General features: G+C 62.9%; 17 protein-coding genes and 1 tRNA gene. 12 read left to right on the top strand and 6 right to left on the bottom strand.

What is annotated here, in order from left to right; translation table 11 throughout:
* Positions 1-82: 82 nt before the first annotated feature.
* The 3 genes from ACJJVR_RS14880 (at position 83) to ACJJVR_RS14870 (ending at position 3335) form a co-directional block, all read left to right on the top strand.
* Positions 83-2047, top strand: coding sequence for a heme lyase CcmF/NrfE family subunit (locus ACJJVR_RS14880; RefSeq protein ID WP_405405712.1), 1965 nt, complete (start codon positions 83-85; stop codon positions 2045-2047).
* A complete protein-coding gene (locus tag ACJJVR_RS14875) occupies positions 2044-2502 on the top strand; it encodes a cytochrome c-type biogenesis protein (RefSeq protein ID WP_405405710.1) in 459 nt (152 codons plus the stop codon). The genes ACJJVR_RS14880 and ACJJVR_RS14875 overlap by 4 nt, the downstream gene beginning before the upstream one ends.
* Positions 2503-2564: 62 nt before the next feature.
* Positions 2565-3335 (top strand): enoyl-CoA hydratase-related protein, encoded by a 771-nt coding sequence (locus tag ACJJVR_RS14870; protein ID WP_405405708.1) that lies wholly within the window; start codon positions 2565-2567, stop codon positions 3333-3335.
* On the opposite strand, the gene ACJJVR_RS14865 is transcribed toward ACJJVR_RS14870, so the two are convergent.
* The 3 genes from ACJJVR_RS14865 to ACJJVR_RS14855 all read right to left on the bottom strand — a co-directional run bounded on the left by ACJJVR_RS14865 (position 3332) and on the right by ACJJVR_RS14855 (position 5847).
* Positions 3332-4003, bottom strand: coding sequence for an NUDIX domain-containing protein (locus tag ACJJVR_RS14865; protein WP_405405706.1), 672 nt, complete (start codon positions 4001-4003; stop codon positions 3332-3334). The genes ACJJVR_RS14870 and ACJJVR_RS14865 overlap by 4 nt on opposite strands.
* Positions 4000-4398, bottom strand: coding sequence for a DUF983 domain-containing protein (locus tag ACJJVR_RS14860; protein WP_405405705.1), 399 nt, complete (start codon positions 4396-4398; stop codon positions 4000-4002). Before ACJJVR_RS14860 ends, ACJJVR_RS14865 begins: the two co-directional genes overlap by 4 nt.
* A gap of 63 nt (positions 4399-4461) precedes the next feature.
* The gene (locus ACJJVR_RS14855) at positions 4462-5847 is read right to left on the bottom strand and encodes a diguanylate cyclase (RefSeq protein ID WP_405405703.1); all 1386 of its coding nucleotides are present in this window, start codon (positions 5845-5847) and stop codon (positions 4462-4464) included.
* Positions 5848-5953: 106 nt separating this feature from the next.
* On the opposite strand from ACJJVR_RS14855, the gene ACJJVR_RS14850 reads away from it, so the two are divergent.
* From ACJJVR_RS14850 to ACJJVR_RS14825, 6 genes are all read left to right on the top strand, one after another.
* Entirely contained in the window at positions 5954-6244 is a 291-nt protein-coding gene (locus tag ACJJVR_RS14850; protein ID WP_405405701.1) for a DUF3572 family protein, read from the top strand.
* 69 nt (positions 6245-6313) lie between these two features.
* Positions 6314-6883, top strand: coding sequence for a heme NO-binding domain-containing protein (locus ACJJVR_RS14845; RefSeq protein WP_405405700.1), 570 nt, complete (start codon positions 6314-6316; stop codon positions 6881-6883).
* A gap of 215 nt (positions 6884-7098) precedes the next feature.
* The gene (locus tag ACJJVR_RS14840; RefSeq protein ID WP_405405698.1) at positions 7099-7866 is read left to right on the top strand and encodes a GGDEF domain-containing protein; all 768 of its coding nucleotides are present in this window, start codon (positions 7099-7101) and stop codon (positions 7864-7866) included.
* Positions 7867-8166: 300 nt separating this feature from the next.
* Positions 8167-8973: a Crp/Fnr family transcriptional regulator gene (locus ACJJVR_RS14835; protein WP_405405696.1), complete on the top strand. Its 807-nt coding sequence runs from the start codon at positions 8167-8169 to the stop codon at positions 8971-8973.
* A 91-nt stretch (positions 8974-9064) separates the two neighbouring features.
* On the top strand, positions 9065-10345 hold the full coding sequence (locus tag ACJJVR_RS14830) for a hypothetical protein (RefSeq protein ID WP_405405694.1): 1281 nt from the start codon (positions 9065-9067) through the stop codon (positions 10343-10345).
* Positions 10346-10348: 3 nt separating this feature from the next.
* Entirely contained in the window at positions 10349-11083 is a 735-nt protein-coding gene (locus ACJJVR_RS14825) for a hypothetical protein (RefSeq protein WP_405405692.1), read from the top strand.
* 15 nt (positions 11084-11098) lie between these two features.
* Here ACJJVR_RS14825 and ACJJVR_RS14820 read toward each other — a convergent pair.
* Together ACJJVR_RS14820 and ACJJVR_RS14815 are read right to left on the bottom strand one after the other, a co-directional pair.
* A tRNA-Leu gene (locus ACJJVR_RS14820) sits at positions 11099-11183 on the bottom strand.
* A 2264-nt stretch (positions 11184-13447) separates the two neighbouring features.
* Positions 13448-14986, bottom strand: coding sequence for an NAD(P)H-hydrate dehydratase (locus tag ACJJVR_RS14815; RefSeq protein ID WP_405405691.1), 1539 nt, complete (start codon positions 14984-14986; stop codon positions 13448-13450).
* Positions 14987-15141: 155 nt separating this feature from the next.
* Between ACJJVR_RS14815 and ACJJVR_RS14810 the strand changes: the two genes are divergently transcribed.
* The 3 genes from ACJJVR_RS14810 to ACJJVR_RS14800 all read left to right on the top strand — a co-directional run bounded on the left by ACJJVR_RS14810 (position 15142) and on the right by ACJJVR_RS14800 (position 17399).
* Positions 15142-15480, top strand: coding sequence for a P-II family nitrogen regulator (locus ACJJVR_RS14810; RefSeq protein ID WP_042248864.1), 339 nt, complete (start codon positions 15142-15144; stop codon positions 15478-15480).
* A 74-nt stretch (positions 15481-15554) separates the two neighbouring features.
* Positions 15555-16961 carry a type I glutamate--ammonia ligase gene (gene glnA, locus ACJJVR_RS14805; protein ID WP_405405690.1) on the top strand — a complete coding sequence of 469 codons (1407 nt, stop codon included), beginning with the start codon at positions 15555-15557 and terminating at the stop codon, positions 16959-16961.
* A 174-nt stretch (positions 16962-17135) separates the two neighbouring features.
* Positions 17136-17399: a hypothetical protein gene (locus tag ACJJVR_RS14800; protein WP_405405688.1), complete on the top strand. Its 264-nt coding sequence runs from the start codon at positions 17136-17138 to the stop codon at positions 17397-17399.
* 68 nt (positions 17400-17467) lie between these two features.
* On the opposite strand, the gene ACJJVR_RS14795 is transcribed toward ACJJVR_RS14800, so the two are convergent.
* Entirely contained in the window at positions 17468-18535 is a 1068-nt protein-coding gene (locus tag ACJJVR_RS14795; protein ID WP_405405687.1) for an alkene reductase, read from the bottom strand.
* Between the last annotated feature and the right edge of the window lie 31 nt (positions 18536-18566).

The raw sequence follows: 18566 nt of genomic DNA, 5'->3' as shown, positions 1-18566 counted from the left end.
AACTGACCCGACAGGACGAAGGGGGGGCTTTTCCCCCCTTCGTCGCATCCCTATGCTGACCGGCAACAAAGGATGCACACAGATGATCGCTGAACTTGGCCATTTCGCCCTGATCCTGGCCTTCGTGGTCGCGATCTATCAGATGACCGTTCCGATGATCGGTGCCGCAAAGGGCTGGCACGGCTGGATGGACAGCGCCCGCCCTGCAGCCTTGGCCCAGCTGTTGCTGATGGTCATCAGCTTTGGTGCGTTGACGATCGCCTTTATCACGTCCGATTTTTCGGTTCTGCTGGTCTATGAGAACTCGCACACGCTGAAGCCGATGCTGTACAAGATCAGCGGTGTCTGGGGCAACCACGAGGGCTCTATGCTGCTGTGGGTGCTGATCCTGACGCTGTTCGGCGCGGCGGCGGCGCTGTTCGGGGGCAATCTGCCACCCAGCCTGCGGGCGCGGGTGCTGGGCGTCCAGGCATCCGTCAGCGTGGCATTCTATGCGTTCATCATCTTTACCTCGAACCCGTTCTGGCGGATGGGCAATCCGCCCTTTGACGGACGCGATCTCAACCCGTTGCTGCAGGACCCCGGCTTGGCGTTTCACCCGCCGTTCCTGTATCTGGGCTATGTCGGTCTCTCCATGGCCTTCAGCTTTGCCGTCGCGGCCCTGATCGAGGGGCGTGTCGATGCGGCTTGGGCGCGGTGGGTTCGTCCCTGGACGCTAGCGGCATGGGTCTTTCTGACCATCGGCATCGCGCTTGGGTCCTGGTGGGCCTATTACGAACTGGGCTGGGGTGGCTTTTGGTTCTGGGACCCGGTCGAGAATGCCAGCTTCATGCCTTGGCTGCTGGCCGCGGCGCTGCTGCATTCCGCCATCGTCGTCGAAAAACGCGAGGCTTTGAAAAGCTGGACTGTCCTGCTGGCGATCCTTGCATTCGGCTTTTCCCTGATCGGGACGTTCATTGTCCGCTCCGGGGTCATCACGTCGGTTCACAGCTTTGCAAACGACCCGGAACGTGGGGTGTTCATTCTTGCGATCCTGGCGGTCTTTATCGGCGGTGCACTGACCCTGTTTGCGGTCCGCGCATCGGAAATGACCGCCAAGGGTGTCTTTGCGCCCTTGTCGCGCGAAGGCGCGCTGGTGCTGAACAATGTGCTGCTGTCAGTGTCCGCGTTCGTCGTGTTCATCGGCACCATCTGGCCTCTGGTGGCCGAAATGGTCTGGGGCCGGGTGCTGTCCGTCGGGCCACCCTTCTTCAACCAGGCATTCACCCCGTTCATGATCGCACTGGCGATAGCGCTGCCCATAGGGTCGCTGATGCCGTGGAAGCGCGCGACGCTGGCGCGCAGCTTGCGTCCGCTGCGTGGGCCGTTGATCCTGTCGGGGGCCATTATGACGCTGGTCTTTGCAGTCTCGACCGGTCATTCCGCACTGGCCATGATCGGCGCAGGGCTGGGGTCCTGGCTGATCTTCGGCGCCATGGCGGACCTGTGGCTGCGGACGGGCAGTTCCGGTGCCGCACGTCTGTTGCGCCTTCCGCGTGCCGATTGGGGCAAGGCCGTCGCGCATGCCGGGTTGGGTGTCACATTCGTCGCGGTGTCCCTGATTCAGGCATGGCAGGTCGAGGATGTCCGCGTTGCAAAGATCGACGAACCCTTTGTCGTGGGCAGCTATGATCTGGTCCTGCGTAACGTGCAACGGGCGGATGGCCCGAACTATCTGGCCCAGAGGGCGCTGATCGAGGCCAGCCGCGACGGCAACCCCGTCGCCACCCTGTCGCCTGAAAAGCGTGTGTACCCCGTTCAAGGCATGCCCACGACCGAGGCTGCGATCGATTATGGCTTCTGGCGCGACCTGTACGTGGTTCTGGGTGATGAGCAACCGGACGGTGGATGGGCGGTGCGGACCTATATCAAGCCCTTTGCCAACTGGATCTGGGCCGGCTGCATCATGATGGCGCTTGGCGGTTTGATCAGCCTGACAGACCGGCGCTATCGCGTCGCTGCGGGGGCGGCGCGTCCGGCCCGCCCCGACGCGGTGCCTGCCGAATGAGGGTCCGGGCCGCTGCTCTTGCCCTGATGCTGGGGGCATGCCCATCCTTGGCGGTCCAGCCCGACGAGGTTCTCTCTGATGCCGCAATGGAGGCGCGGGCCCGCACGATATCGCAACAACTGCGTTGCCCCGTCTGTCAGGGAGAGAATATCGACGAATCGAATGCCCCGATCAGCCGGGATCTGCGCCTTTATGTGCGCGAACGCTTGCTGGAGGGGGACAGCAACGATCAGGTTATCGACGCTGTCGCCGACCGTTTTGGTGAATTCGTTCTGTTCAATCCGCGGGCCAATGGCGCGAATATGATTCTCTGGCTGGCTGCGCCGCTGATGGCCCTGGCCGCGCTACTGACCGCGGCGGGTTTCCTGCGCGCCCGCAATCGCCCCACGCCCGAGGTCGCGGCCCTGGACGCCGACGAACGTCGACGGCTGGCCCAGATCATGCGCGATCCCTGACGCCGGGTCGCGCTTTCACCGTCTGCAAAATCCTGCATGATCCTTCAAAACGGGAGGATGACATGGGGTTTGAGACAATCCAGTTCGCGGTCGCCGATGGGGTCGCCACGCTGACACTGAACCGGCCTGCGGTGATGAACGCGCTGAACGCACGCATGCGGGCAGAGATCACGCAGGCGCTGACCACGCTGCCGCGCGAGGTGCGCGCCGTCGTGCTGACCGGGTCCGGCCGGGGGTTCTGTTCGGGGCAGGACCTGACCGATGCGGGGGCGTCGGTTAACCTAGAACGCACGCTGCGCGACGAATACGAACCCATGCTGGCGGCGATCACCGGCTGTCCGGTACCGGTGATCGCCGCAGTGAACGGGGTTGCCGCCGGGGCCGGGGCGAACCTGGCACTGGCCGCTGACGTGGTCATCGCGGCGGAAAGTGCCAGCTTTATTCAGGCGTTCACGCGGATCGGCCTGATCCCGGATGCCGGCGGTACCTGGATCATTCCGCGTGCGGTCGGAATGGCACGCGCAATGGGCATGATGCTGTTCGCTGAACCCGTACCCGCGCGGCAGGCGGCAGAATGGGGGATGATCTGGCAGGCGTTGCCCGACGCCGATTTTGCCGCGGGGGTCGCCGCCCGCGCACAAACACTGGCCAAGGGGCCGACGGGTGCGTTTCTGGCCATCAGGCAATCACTGGCGGCGTCTGTTGGCAACGACATCCAGGAACAGCTGGAACTAGAGGCGCGGCTGCAGGGACAGGCCGGGCGCAGCGCCGATTTCGCCGAAGGCGTGGCGGCGTTCCTGGAAAAGCGGCCAGCGGTCTTTTGTGGACGCTAGCGAAGCTGGCGAAAAACCGGGGCGGGTCCGCGATTGTCGAAAAAGGGGACGGTGGCTGGCGGCGACAGCGGTTTGTCGTGCGCCAGATCGCGGATCAGGGCGGACAACTCGGCCAGAACCACCTCGGTGATGAAGGGAAGGTCCAGCGCACCGGCTTGATCCAGCGGTACCCAGTGAAGATGGGACAGCTCGTCGCAGGCGGCGCTGAAATCATCGGGATCGCCCGCGATGTCAACCGCATCCGCGACAAAAAAATGCGCATCAAAGCGACGCGGTCGCCCCGGTGGCGTGATAGCGCGGAACATATAGATCAGCGGGGCCGCATCAGGCGTCAGAATCGCGCCCGCGTGCCCTGGCCAGTCGCAGGGCGGCCCGCCCGGACGTCCGATCAACAGACCGGTCTCTTCGGCCAGTTCGCGCAGGGCGGCGGCGGCAATGGCGTCGGGGGACACGCCGTCCTCCTGCAAAAGGCGCGCGTGGCATGTGGTGCCAAGGGGGCGGGCCAGGGCAACGTGCCCGTCTTCCGGATCAACAGCACCGCCGGGAAAAACGAATTTCGACGGCATGAACGCCGCGCCTGCGCCGCGCATGCCCATCAGAACCGACGCCCCGGCCGCATGGCGGCGCACCACCATGACCGATGCGGCATCGCGTATGGCGACGGTCATGCCCTGCCGAAACCATGCATGCGCCGCGCCCATTGCAGGCCGACCATCGCCCCCTTGATCACCGGCAGCATCGCCAACGATAGAACGATCGCCCCAAGCCCGAACGATACGATCATTGTCATGGCACTGGGCCGCCACGCAATGAACGATGCCAGCAACAGCGGCGCCCCCAGATGCGACACGATCAGGATGGTCAGGTAGGCCGGGCCGTCATCGGCACGCTGATGGTGCAGGTCCTCGTGACAGGCGGGGCAGGTATCGGCGACCTTGAGGTAGCTGGAAAACATCCGGCCCTCTCCGCAGGCCGGGCAACGGCCCCGCGCACCGCGCAGCATCGACTGTCCCGTCGGGCGTTCGGGATCCAGCAACGGGGTGATCTTGGCGGCATCTGTCATGACGGGTTCCTCTGCAGCGCTGAACCAGATTTAGGCCTCGGCGTAGCGCAATGAAAGTCCCCCCTATGCCGCACGTTCCGCACGCGAGCAGACGACCTGATTGCGCCCGGCCGCCTTGGCCGCCAGCAGTGCCCGGTCAGCGCGCTCCAACGCAACGCGTGCCAGCTGATCGGGCCATATATCGTCGGCTGGTGCGACCATTGCCACGCCGACCGACGCCGTCACCCGGATCATTCCGCCCCCCGACAGACCCGGCAGGCGGATGGGCCGCGCTTGGACGGCAAGGCGCAACGCCTCGGCGATGCGGGCGGCGCGGACGGGGGGACAGTTGCCCTGCACGGCCAGGAACTCTTCACCGCCCATGCGGGCCGTCATCCCGTCGGCGCCGATGGTATCGCGCAGGCGCTGTGCAACCTCGACCAGAACCGCATCGCCTGCGTTGTGGCCATGACAGTCGTTCACCGCCTTGAAATGGTCAAGATCAATGGCAAAGACTGCAAAACCCTGATGAGCCAGCATCGCGTCACGCGCGATGTCGGCCAGCTTTGGAAGCGCATATCTGCGGTTGTACAATCCGGTCAGCGGATCGGTCATCGCCCACAGCATGTGACGCTGGACTTCGGCGCGGCGCTCATCGCTTTTCGACTTGCGGGACAACAGGATCTGCAGGGACATCGCTGCAGCATGTGCGACTGATGCGTTATCCAGCGCATCCGGCATGACATCGCCCGCACCCAGATCCAACGCGATCGCCGACAGCTCGGCCCGGTCGGGGCCGATGGCGATCACGAAACCCGCATCCCGCGAGCCCTGCCGTGACCTCAGTTCCGACAACAGCCGCAGTCCGTCACCACGCTCGCGCATATCGGCCGAGATCAGATACAGGTCCGCAGTCCGTCCCGCTGTTGCCGCACCAAGCGCTTCGTCGGGGTCGCGAATCTCGAACCGGCAGGCCATGCGTTCCGACAGCATCTGGCGCCAGCGCCGCGCCCGCGCCGCATTATCCGCCACCAGCACGATAAGCGGGCGGTCGGCATGGGCGAACCCTGCCGGCGCCTCTGCCATGCCCACCCTGCTGTTATGCGGGGCGTCTGTCTGGCGCAGGATATTACGGATGCGGGCCATCAGCATCTGGTCGTCGACATCGGGTTCCAACGTCGCGGTGGCGCCTGCCTGCAGCGCGGCAAGCCGCTGATCGGACCGAACCAGCATCAGTACCGGAATATCGGCCAATCGCGGATCGTGCGACAGCTGTGTGCAGATATCGACGGCCGAGCCGTCGGGCAGGCTGCCAAGGATTATGAGGTCGGGCAACGTGGCGTCCAACTGCTGCATCAGCTCTGCCGCCGACGCGACCGCGGCCACGTCATAACGCACGGCGGCCAGCCGGACCTTCAGTGTGATCCGCGCCGTCGCTATGCCGTCCGCAACCATGATACGTGCCGTCATCGATCTATCCAGAAATCCGACATCTTCATTTCAATTTCGTCTAAAATGCTTAACAAAGAGTTTCCGGCGCAGGCCAACTCACGAAATTGCGATAGGGATGGATGACATGGCGTATTCTGCCCAACAGGCTGCTGATCTGGCCACGCAGACGCTGATCCTTCTGGCAGATCGGCCGCAGGATCTGGCACAGTTCATGGATGCAGCCGGTCTGCAGCCGAATGATATTCGAAGCTTTGCCAGCAGGCCCGATATTGCTTTGTTCCTGCTGGATTTTCTGGTCGAGGATGACGACCGCCTGTGCGGCTTTGCCGACATTCTTGGGGTCCGTCCGGGCGACATCATGACGGCGCGTACGGCGCTGTCTGGACCGGGAGGCTATGGCTGGGATGCGGAGTAGCGAATTTCCGCCTGATTTTTCCGATTTGTTCATGATGTGCCGGTAATCTCGTCTCGAATCGAGGTGGGCATGAAAAGTCTGATCAATCGCGCGATCGAGGAATTTCTCCGCGCCACTTACGGAGAAGACCTGGTTCAGTCGGTCGCTGATGAACAAGCGGTCGCTGTGGGACGTCTGGCACCGCTTGGTGCCGGCTTCGGTACGGCTGCACTGGAACGCGCAGCAAGCCGCCTGAGCAAGCCATTGCCAGAGATGTTCGAGGATCTCGGCGGCTGGATGACGCGTATCGAGCCCGTACGGAGACTGTTGCGGTTTTCGGGACGTGATTTCAAGGATTTCCTGCTGCGCCTTGAGGAACTGCCGGGACGCGCGCATCTGGTCTTGCCAGAGCTTGCCGTTCCACGCCTGCAAGTGGAGGCGGAGGACCAATCTGTCTGGCTGGTGATGCTGGAACGTGACCCGGTTTGGCAGCACCTGTTGGTTGGTCTGATCCGAGGGATGGCCGACGACTACGGTGCTTTGTGCCTGATATCGGTCGAGGGGATGTCGATCCGGATCGACATCTGGGACGAACAGTTCTTTGAGGGTCGGCTGTTCAGCCTTGCGGGCGCGCAGCTGGCTGGCGTGGTGTCGTCATGACCGGGCTGGCCCTCTCCGCCGATGCGCTTGCCAAACTGTTGCCGATGCATCTGTGGCTGTCGTCGACAGGTCAGGTTCTGTCCGTCGGGCCGACGCTGTGCAAGCTGATCCCGAACCTGTCGGACGGCCTGATCGATCGGCTTGTCAGCGCCCGCGCGGGGCAGGGACCCTGTCCTGTCCAGGCGATACGCACGGCCGTCGAACAACGCCGGCGCTTGTTCCTGCGCGTGGTCCAGTCCCGTGACCTGGTCTTGCGTGGCCATGGTGTGCAGGTGGACGATGGTACCCTGCTGGTCAACCTTGGCTTTGGCATCGGACTGCATCGCGCGATCCGGGCCGCATCGCTGACCGACGACGATTTTGCGCCATCGGAATTGGCGATGGAGCTGCTGTTCCTGCACGAGGCGAACCGCGGCGTGCTGACAGAGCTGTCGCGCTTCAACGCTCAGCTGGCGCAGTCGCACGAGTTGGCTGTGCTGCAGGCGCAAACAGATGCGTTGACGGGGCTTCAGAACCGCCGCGGGCTGGAGGTGGCATTGTCCATGTTATTGCGCACTGCAGATTCCACAGATGAAGTCGCCCAACCCTTTGCCATAGCCCATCTTGACCTTGACCATTTCAAGCAGGTCAACGACCAACTGGGACATCAGGCCGGGGACGATCTGTTGCGCGCAGTCGGCGCCGTTCTGCGTGCCCATATCCGCAAGGCCGATACCGCGGCGCGGGTCGGCGGTGACGAATTCGTGCTGATCCTTCGTGGAATGACGTCCAAGCCTGCATTGCTCCATCTGGCAGAGCGTATCATCGCGGCAATCAAGGCGCTGTCGCCACCCGAGCTGATCGATCTGCAGGTTACGGCAAGCCTGGGTATCCTTGTCTGGCATCCAGGCGGGTCAGACCAGCCTGAACAGATATTGGCAATGGCGGACAAGGCGCTCTACTTGTCAAAAGGGGCGGGGCGAGGGTGCGCGACAATATTGTAGAGGCGCATAGTTCTCACCGTGCGGCACCATGCAGGACGATGCAACTGCCCATCGTGTGTGCAGACCCGCAGAACAGCCACTGGTGGGCTGGATTTTGTCGCATTGACGACATTCGTTGACATGTTCGGCAGTTAAGCTGCCTTTGCAGGTCAGGGATATGGTGGCTTGTGCGTTTTGATCGGTGATGGCACGCCTGATCCGCGACCATGGGTCATTCGTCAGGGTTCGCGCTGACGAAATCCCTGTTCGTACGCGATGAGATCGATATACTCGGAATTTCATCGGTATCCGGGCAGGGACATGCAGGTTTTCACCCTAGAGACAGCTTCCACGAAATCCAGGCCAGCGGCACAGGGCGCTGATCTGTTGGCGGTCGTGACCCGGCTGAAGCCCGCGCTGTTAGCCGATCTGGACGCCGATCACCTTGCAGCCCTGCTGACCGAAGTGTCTTTGGTTCATATCCGCAGGCCCAAGGACATCTTGCATCAAGGACAGGCCGCAGACTGGATATACCTGATCATCAAGGGGCGGATTGAGGTCAATTATCTCGATATCAACGGAAACAGGGTCATGGCGCACCTGGCAACCCCAGGAGAAGTGTTGGGCGAGGTCGAACAATTCTCTGGCCGGACCTGCGCTGCGAGTTGCACCACGCTACCCGACACGACGTTGATGCTGATGGACGCCGCGATGGTCCTGCGACATGTTCCCGCCGACCTGTTGATGCGCAACTTTGCCAAGATCTTTCATGATCGGCTGACACGGGACAACCGTCAGCACTCTGTAGCGATGTTTTATGCCGCCGAGGATCGGATCCGTATCAATCTGTTGACCATGACAAGCGCCGAAACCCCTCAGATCCACCTGAACCAGGCCGATCTGGCGGCCATTGCCGGTTGTTCACGCCAGACCGTCAACAAGACGTTGTCGCAGCTGCGCGCCGAAGGCATCGTCGCGATGGGTCGCGGAGAAATCCGTGTCCTTGATCGTGCGCGACTGAAGACAGCGCGTCCGGGCGGCGACCGTATGCTGCCTGACGAGGGGCTTGGCGGATTCGCCCGCGCCCCTGATGCCGCCAGGCCGTTGGCGGTCATGCCGAAAGCGTGACCGGCGCAGGACCGTAAGGGGCTGAGAAACCGGCCGTTTTGGGCTTATCTGGGGCCAGCACCTCAGCATATCAGCGCCACCCGGAGACCGCATGGCCCACGACCCCAACGCCGCCCCCATCCCAGACCGCAGCCCCGATCGCGCCGGCGACCGCTATGCCCGAGAGCTGGAGCGGCATCTGGACTGGTTGGACAGCTTTACCTCGACCGCGCTTGGCGTGCTGTCGGCGGCGTCGGGCATCTATACCTATCTGGGCGTTCGCACGCTGCTGGACAGTCCGGGACTGTGGACGACCTTTGCGGCGCTGGCCTATTCGATCGCCGTATCGGTGGGTATCTTCGTTTTCTGGTCCTATATGCTGCGGCTGTTGCCGGCGGTCCGGTCGGCGGCGTCCAGGGTCGGCTTGTTGCTGACGATGGCGCTTGGGTCGGTGGCGATCGTCGCCATGTCGTCCTGGCTGAACGCGGCGGCGCTGGCAGGGACAGCGGCGGTCGAGACGCATATGGCGGCCACCGTGCAGACCTATCAGACCTCGCTGGAGCGTGCGCATGCCAATGCCGTGGCGGGACAGTCGCTGTCGCGCGACGTGGCGCGCGTGCGGCAAAGCTTTGCCGATCTGTCGGAACAAGAGGCAGGGGGCACCCTGTCGGGGTTTTCCGGGCGCGGCGCGGTCTTTCGCGTCCTGACGCAGAAGGGCGCCGAACTGCAGGCGCTGGAAGATCAGCTTCTGGCAGCAGAGGCCCCCATCGAAGAGACATTCGCGCAGGGAAACACGATCCTGTCCCGAATGCGCGGCACATCGGTCGAGCCCGGTCCGCTGGAGGACCGGACGGTTCGTTTCTCCGAGGACGCCGTCCAGCTTGCCGGGCTGATCACCCAACTGCGTCAGCTGAACCCCGCGCCGCTGGTCGGCCGTGCCGCGCAGGACTTGGCCGACGCGGTCGTGCTGCCCGAACTTGACGGCAGCACCGAGGCCACGCGCGCGGGACAGTCCAGCACCATCACCTCTGTCCTGTCATTGGTCGAACAACGTGCCACCACCTTGGGGCAGGCCGCGTTCGAGGTCATGTCGCTGCCGCAGGTGGACGAGGCGCTGTACACGCCGATGTCTGCGGCGGATGCGGTCATCGCCTATGCCGGCAACTTTGTTCCGGCGTGGGCGGGCGCGATTGCCATTGATCTGCTGCCTGCGGTGCTGGTGTTCATCATCATGGTGGTGCAGGCCGCGATCCGGTCCGGCCGTGGAGAGGGGCACAGTGACGACCGCATGACGGTCGGAGAACTGCGTGCGGCGCTTGCCGCATCCGATCTGTTGCGCCAGATCGAAGCCGCCCCGCCGCCCGCCCTGGATCCCGCGCGGCGCGAGGTCTAGGCGATGGGGATATTCTCGTCTCCGCACAAGGTGGTGCGGGCGGTGCTGGTCTCGCAGGTGCTTTTGGCTGCGGCCATCGTTGGGCTTGACCTGATGCGCGCGCCGGGGTCGGCCGCCCCGGGCCTTTATGCCCCGCCCGCGCAGGGGCCAAGCGTGCGCCCCTATCGCCCGGACCTGAGGCCGTCGGACCCATCGCAACCGGGTGGCCCGGCCATGCGCGCCATGCCCGAGGCCCTGGAATTCGATCAGGCCGACGATGCCATCACCATTGCGGGCCAGATCGCGCCAGGCGATGCCGATCGCTTTGCCGCCTGGCTGGACCGGACGCGCCCTACGGTGACACGGGTGACGCTGGACAGTTCGGGCGGATCGGTGTCCGACGCGCTGGCGATCGGGCGCACGATCCGCGCCGCGGGCTATGCAACCGGGGTGGGAGACGGCGCGGTATGTCTGTCCGCCTGTCCCTATATCCTTGCGGGTGGCACCACGCGGCAGGTGGCACCGGGTGGCGTGGTGGGCGTCCATCAGCATTACTTTGGCCAGAATACCATCCTGCCTGCGTTCATGGCGGTCAGCGATCTTCAGCGCGCACAGGCGGGGGTCATGGATTATCTGGTGCAGATGGGGGTTGATCTGCGGCTGATGACCTATGCCCTGCGCACCCCGCCGGCAGAAATAAATGTACTGGAACCTGACCTCATGGCCGAACTAGGCCTGACCACGTCTGCCGAAGGCTGAGGTGTCGATCGGCGGTGGTGCGGGTAGAGGGACTTGAACCCCCACGCCTTGCGGCGCCAGAACCTAAATCTGGTGCGTCTGCCAATTTCGCCATACCCGCAACGTGCCCGGTTTCTTGACAGTCACTGGGCATGGCGCTCTTAGCAAAGGTCCCGGCTGAGTACGAGAGGGAAAGTCTTCGTCAATACGGTTTGTGCAGATACGTTTCATCGGTGTTCTGCTCCGACGATGATTTTCGGGGGCACTGAGTGCCTGTATGGTAAGGCTTCGCGGTTATTCCCGAAGTGTGAGGTCTTTGACCAATCCGCCGCGACTGACGGACCACGTTGTCCGGAGAAATCAGCGCGTCTGATGTCCGGATGTACTGCCGCATCGCGCTAAGGAGAGCGGACATGGTTGCTTTTTTGCTACGGAGCGTCTGGTTGCCAATGACCCACTCATCCGTTTGAGGGTCAATGAATACTGTCGGAATTGGGGCGCTTGTACCCAGCATAGTCGCCCTCGTCCCGCAGGCATATCGTGTCAGGTCGATGTCATAATCCCGATTTATGAAATGCCGTATAGGCTATGGCGCGCAATCAACGCGATAGGAAACCCTTACGTTTGACGGGCACATACCCGCAAAATCGGATGACAGCAGAGCGTTTTTACCAAGGAGGCTGGCCCAGTTTGGTCAGTCGCTGATCATAACCAAAGGGAAGATGCACAGCGTGGTCGGGCCGATCAAAGTGCCGGCGCTCGGTTCGGACCGCGCGGTCTGGAAAAGCTGAAAGACGCCATTGCCCGCCCCGCACGCCTGAAGGGATATTTAGCCATCCGAAGCCTCACCGTCAGGTTCACCAGACGTTTCTCGGTAAACCAACCGATCCGATCTTCCGGCCAAGCCGCCGTAGGTTTACATCCCCACGCCGGGCCGAAGACGCCTTCGATTCGACCATCTGCTGCGCCGATTATCGAAGGCCGGACTGCTGAAGGATCGATTTGGTAAATGTGGTCAAAATGCGCCTGATAGGCATGCCCATGTTCCTGTTGGCCAAGCGGTTTGAGCCAGCCCGACCCAGACATTCTGGCAACATAAGTGCAGATATCGCTTACGGCCGCATCTTATGGGATCTCAATCGAGGCTCGGTGTCTGTCCAGCTAAATAAGGCCCAAGACCAATCATAGGCTTTGATGGCCACTGTAACAGGAAGGTTGCAGCGAGGGCGACGGCGGACAAGTACACCCGCCTGTCGCAACAATGGCGAAGGCGCCTCCAATCTATCACGCGGCCGAAGACGAACCTGATACGTTCTCACCGTTAGCTGATCTGTACTATCGACGGACAGTAGCGCCTAGGTCGTCCGATCGCACCGCTCATGGTCTGAAAACTGTGGCTAATATCGCGCCTCGACCGATCGAACTGGCGACCGTGTAGCCTCTGTTTGCACGCAGACCAACGCCGTGTGGGGCGCCATGAGATATGTCACATGTGGCACGATCGCGATGGGACTACGCTTAGCGTAGAGGCCAGAAAGATTTCTGGCGAACACTGCTATCGCGTCGCTTTTTCCAGAAAATGTTGATGCTTATGGCTGGCCCATACTCCCTTGTGGCGTTGCGCCATGGCGTGCCATCGAGGTCCATAACAATGATACCGATAGGCGTCCGAATCATTGGCTCATAGGCGGTAACGGCCGTTGGAAAGAAGGCGGACGGGGGCCTGCCATCTGCGCCCAAGCCAGCCAGACCAGATTAACCGCCGACCTGGATCCTTGGCGGTGTTTTGGTCATGCCATGGACATGACATTAATGCGGCGCAGACGGGGGCTTGATGCGCATCTGTCGGCCTGCAGTTCTGATGTCAAAAGTACACCGCAAGCATTGAGTGAAATGACGCTCTGGACGTGGATTAACGGTCGCTGTGACGTCGCTACGATCATGGCTGGCGGTACTGACAGCAACGCCCATCGGGCCATGCCTGGCAGGGGCGTGAGAACGGAGGCCTTGTCGCCTCTCAGGTCGCATGCCGCGCGGTATCACCATCAAGCTGCATGCCATATGCGACAGCAACCCGCAGTGCGATCAATGGTTTTATCGCCCTCCGCTTGGTTGACGATATAATTGGGATGCAGGGTTCGGTCTGCATCAGATAGCATGGTGACCTGGGACCGGGAAGACGATGACGACTGGCCGGGAAAAGCATTTAAGGGCAGATATCCGCGCCCGTGGTCCTGGACGTAAGCCGTGCAACAACCCCGCCGGCGACGACAGCCAATGCTTCAACAGGCACAACCGCTCTGCCATCGCTGTGTAGTGTGAATGGCGTCAAACGCATCCAACCTAGCGGTCAGGAACAGTGCGGCGTCGTTGCCGCGATGAATATCATGCATCCCACCCTGCTATGACATCGACCAGTCCTTCGGTCAGGTCGTCGGCGATCAGGCCCGGCCCATGGTGACGCGCGACCGCGCCGTGCAGACGGACGCCGAGGCAGGCCGCGTCGAACGCACAAAGGCCGCGTGCCAGCAGGCCGGTGATAATGCCTGCCAGAACATCCCCCGAACCGGCGGTTGCAAGCCATGGGATATGGGGGTCGGAATGGATCGCCACCTGGCCTTGCGGGTCGGCGATGACGGTGTCCGGACCCTTCAGCACAACGACCGCGCCGATGCGCAGCGCGGCCTCGCGCAGGATCTGGGTCTTGGGGCGGGCAGGAGCATCAGTGGTCAGCTTTGCGGCAAGGTCGGGAAACAGACGGGCAAACTCTCCGCCATGCGGTGTCAGGACACAGCCGGGGGGCAGGGCTGCGACGTCCAGCGCCAGGGCGGTCAGCGCGTCGGCGTCCAGCACCATCGGTCGGGCCGCCGCCCGCGCCGCGCCCAACAGCATCCCCGCACGCGCCACTCCACACCCCGGCCCAAGGCACAGTACCATACCGCGACGGTCCGACAGCGCCTGCGTCAGGGCATCGGCATCATCGACCGCGCGGCGCATCAGCGCATCGGGCGGGCGGGCATGCTCTGCCATGGCGGTCGCGGGTGGTGCCAGCGTCACCAACCCCGCACCGACGCGCAATGCGGCACGCGCCGCCAGCCGCGCCGCGCCGCCTGCGCCCACACCACCCGCAACGACCAGCGCCGCACCGTGATCGTATTTGTGACCGCCCGACGCCTGCTTGCGCAACCAACGGCCTTGCGTTTCTGTGACGCCATGACGCGGGTCGGCAATGTCGAACCGTGGCCACAATGCCGTCAGCCGTGCGGCGCCCGTCGCGCGGAATGCGCCAATCCCGATGTCGGCGATGACCAACGTTCCGCACACCCGAGGACCGTGTTCCAGCAGATGACCCGGCTTCGGGCTGTCGAACGCCACCGTCAGCGTGGCGCGTGGTACGGACGGCGACAGGTTGCCGCGTTTCGTGCCCAGCATGATCCCACTGTCCAGACACAGACCGCTTGGCGCATCGACGGCGACAATAGGGCAAGCGGCTGTAGCAAGGTTCAGCAGAATGTCCGCGATATGTGCGTCTGGCGGACGGGTCAGGCCGGTGCCCAGCATCGCATCGATAAACAGGTCGGGCTTGTCCAGGTGATCTGCCTGCAGGGGCAGAATCGGTCCCGACCAGCGTGCGCGCGCCGCAGCCGCATCGCTGCCCGTGGGCGACGGCATGCCCAGCACGCGCACAATCCAGCCCGCCTGCGCCAGCAATCGTGCCACGACATAGCCGTCGCCCCCGTTTGCACCCGGACCGCACAGCACCGTCGCGCGCCCCGGTTTGGGCCAGCGCAGGCGAATGTGGCCCGCGACCGCGCCCCCCGCCCGCGTCATGAGGTTCAACCCCGATACAGCGCCACTGCCTATCGCTGCGGATTCGATGGCGCGCATTTGAGCGGTGGTGACGATTTCACTGCCCTCTAGCATGGTTGATGATTAATCCTTGTGCTGTATGGTTAAATAATAGGCATGTTCGGCGGTCAAACGGCTTGGGGGCTTCCAAGATCATGCTGCTGCATTTACGCGGTTCATCAAACGCGCCAATCAGTCTTCAGGCAAGCCGCGAGGAAGGGTCTATTGCGATGAAGAAGATCGAAGCGATCATCAAGCCGTTCAAGCTGGACGACGTCAAAGAAGCGCTGCAGGAAGTTGGCGTGCAAGGTCTTTCCGTGACCGAGGTCAAGGGTTTCGGTCGTCAGAAGGGCCATACCGAATTGTACCGCGGCGCTGAATATGTCGTCGATTTCCTGCCCAAGGTGAAGATCGAGATGGTGCTGCCCGACGATCAGGTCGATGCCGCCATCGAGGCGATCGTTGCTGCCGCGCGCACGGAAAAGATCGGCGACGGCAAGATCTTTGTCCTGCCCGTCGAACAGGCGATCCGCATCCGGACCGGAGAGACGGGCGACGACGCCGTCTGATCGACCGCATTGACACTGGCCTTTGCGCCCGGCAGGCAGAGCCGCCGGGCCGCAACTACGAAGAAAGGGAAGAGATGGAAATCAAGGACGTCTTGAAGCTGATCGAAGATGAGGATGTCGCCTATGTCGACGTTCGCTTTACCGATCCCAAGGGCAAGCTGCAGCACGTGACGCTGGACCGCGATCTGGTCGACGAGGACTTCTTTGAGGAAGGCTTCATGTTCGACGGCAGCTCGATCGCGGGCTGGAAGTCGATCGATCAGTCGGACATGAAGCTGATCCTGGACCCCGCATCGGTCTATATCGATCCGTTCTACGCCGAAAAGACGCTGTGCGTGCATTGCAATGTCGTTGAGCCCGATACGAACGAGCCCTATTCGCGCGACCCGCGCGGCACCGCCGCCAAGGCCGAGGCCTATCTGAAGGCATCGGGCATCGGCGACACGGCCTATTTCGGTCCCGAGGCCGAATTCTTCATCTTTGACGATGTGCGCTACTCGGTGACGCCGCAGAAGGTGTCGTTCCAGATCGACGCGGCTGACGCTGCGTGGAACACCGATACCGAATACGAGATGGGCAACACCGGCCATCGCGCAGGCCACAAGGGCGGTTATTTCCCGGTCAACCCGATCGATAGCGCCCAGGACATCCGCGGCGAGATGCTGTCCACCATGAAGCGCATGGGCATGAAGGTCGACAAGCACCACCACGAGGTCGCGACCTGCCAGCACGAACTGGGCCTGATCTTTGGCGGTCTGGTCGAGCAGGCCGACAACATCCAGAAATACAAGTACGTGATCCACAACGTCGCCCACGCCTATGGCAAGTCGGTGACGTTCATGCCCAAGCCCATGAAGGGCGACAACGGGTCGGGAATGCACGTGAACATGTCGATCTGGAAAGACGGCAAGCCGCTGTTTTCGGGCGACAAGTACGCCGATCTCAGCCAGGAGGCGCTGTATTTCATCGGCGGCATCCTGAAGCACGCCAAAGCGCTGAACGCGCTGACGAACCCGTCGACCAACAGCTACAAGCGCCTGATCCCCGGTTTCGAGGCGCCTGTGCTGCGCGCGTTCTCGGCGCGCAACCGCTCTGGCTGCGTTCGGATCCCGTGGACGGAAAGCCCCAAGGCCAAGCGCGTTGAAGCCCGTTTCCCCGACCCCTCGGCGAACCCTTACCTGTGCTTCTCGGCGCTGCTGATGGCCGGTCTGGACGGCATCAAGAACAAGATCGATCCGGGCCCGGCCTCGGACAAGGATCTGTACGACCTGCCGCCCGAAGAGCTGGCCGAAATCCCGACCGTCTGCGGTTCGCTCCGCGAGGCGCTCGAGGAGCTGGAGAAGGACATGGACTTCCTGCTGGCAGGCGACGTGTTCACCCGCGATCAGCTGGAAGGTTATATCGCGCTGAAGTGGGAAGAGGTTTATGCCTACGAGCATACCCCCCATCCCATCGAATACGCGATGTATTACAGCTGCTGATCCGGTATTCCGGTCAAGACGAGGGGGCGGTCCAATGGGCCGCCCCTTTTGCATACGATCACGGCGCACGCACGTCATGACACGGTTCTGTGAGGACATGTCACGAATGTCCGTTTCCAGCGTGTCTATAGGCATGGATCGCAACGATCCGCCTGATCATGATGGAGAAACACGATGAACCGTTTTGTTATTGCTGCCGCCGCCTCGCTGATGACCCTTGCCGCACTGCCTGCCGCCGCCGGCGCCATGAGCATGAACGAGCGACCCGACGCGGGTCCCGCCATCTCGACGTCGATGAAGGCAGAGCGCCGCGCAGGCGATCTGTTCAACGCGCGCGAACTGGGTCAGCGGAACCTGGCGGCCAATGACATGGTCAACGTGACCCTGTTGCCGTCCGCCGGCGACGGTGTGATGCGTTCTGGCCGCAACGACGGCTGATCGTTGTCGAACGGAACAAAGGGGGGCGGTCCGATGGGCCGCCCCCCTTTGTCGTTTCGGGAACCAACCTATTCGGCGGCGATGTCGCTGGCAGTCGGATAATCCACATATCCTTCGGCGCCGCCCGCATAGAACGTTGACGGGTCGTGATCGTTCAGGGGCAGGCCCCGGCGGAACCGCTCCGGCAGGTCAGGCGTGGCGATAAAGTCGCGCCCGAAGGCCACGGCATCAGCACGACCTTCGGCCAGCAGGGCCGTGGCCGACTCGCGGGTCAGGCCTTCGTTCGCGATGACCGGGCCGCCAAACGCGTCCCGGATCGGGTCCAGAAGGCTATCGTCCGCCACATGCTCGCGCAGGCACAGGAACGCCACGCCGCGCGCACGCATGTCGCGGGCGACCTGCATGAACAGCGCGCGGGCGTCGCTGTCGCCCATGTCATGGCTGTCACCGCGGGGTGCCAAGTGGACACCGACCCGGTCGCCGCCCCAGACGCCGACCACAGCATCCGTAATTTCGTTGAGAAAGCGGACGCGGTTGGTAATGTCGCCGCCGTACTGGTCCGTGCGGGTGTTGCTGCGGTCCTGCAGGAACTGGTCGATCAGGTAACCGTTCGCGGCGTGGATCTCGACCCCGTCAAAGCCCGCGTGACGTGCGTTCTGGGCCGCCTGGCGATAGGCCTCGACGATGCCGGGGATCTCTTGCGTGGTCAGGGCGCGCGGCGTGACGTAGGCGCGCTTGGGGCGCAACAGGCTGACATGACCGTCCGGCTGGATCGACGACGGCGCGACCGGCAATTGCCCGCCCAGCAGCTGCGGGTCCGAAATGCGGCCGACATGCCACAGCTGCAGATAGATCAGGCCATCCTGTTCATGAACGGCTTTGGTGACCTGCGACCAGCCGGCGATCTGTTCGTCGTTCCAGATGCCGGGCGTTGCCTCATAGCCCACGCCCATCGGCATGATGCTGGTCGCCTCGGTCAGGATCATGCCGGCGCCGGCGCGCTGGCGATAATACTCGACCATCAGGTCATTGGGCACGCGCGCATCGCCCGCACGCGACCGGGTCAGCGGTGCCATCACGATACGGTTGCGCAGTGTCACCGCCCCTAGGGTGACGGGTTCGAACATCGAGGACATCAGGTCCTCCTTTCTTGATCTTGCTTGTGGG

It is taken from the genome of Paracoccus sp. Ld10, from assembly GCF_045064235.1.
Classification (GTDB): Bacteria; Pseudomonadota; Alphaproteobacteria; order Rhodobacterales; family Rhodobacteraceae; genus Paracoccus.
Note: the sequence above shows the minus strand (reverse complement) of the source record. Positions and strands in the feature narration are given on the sequence as shown.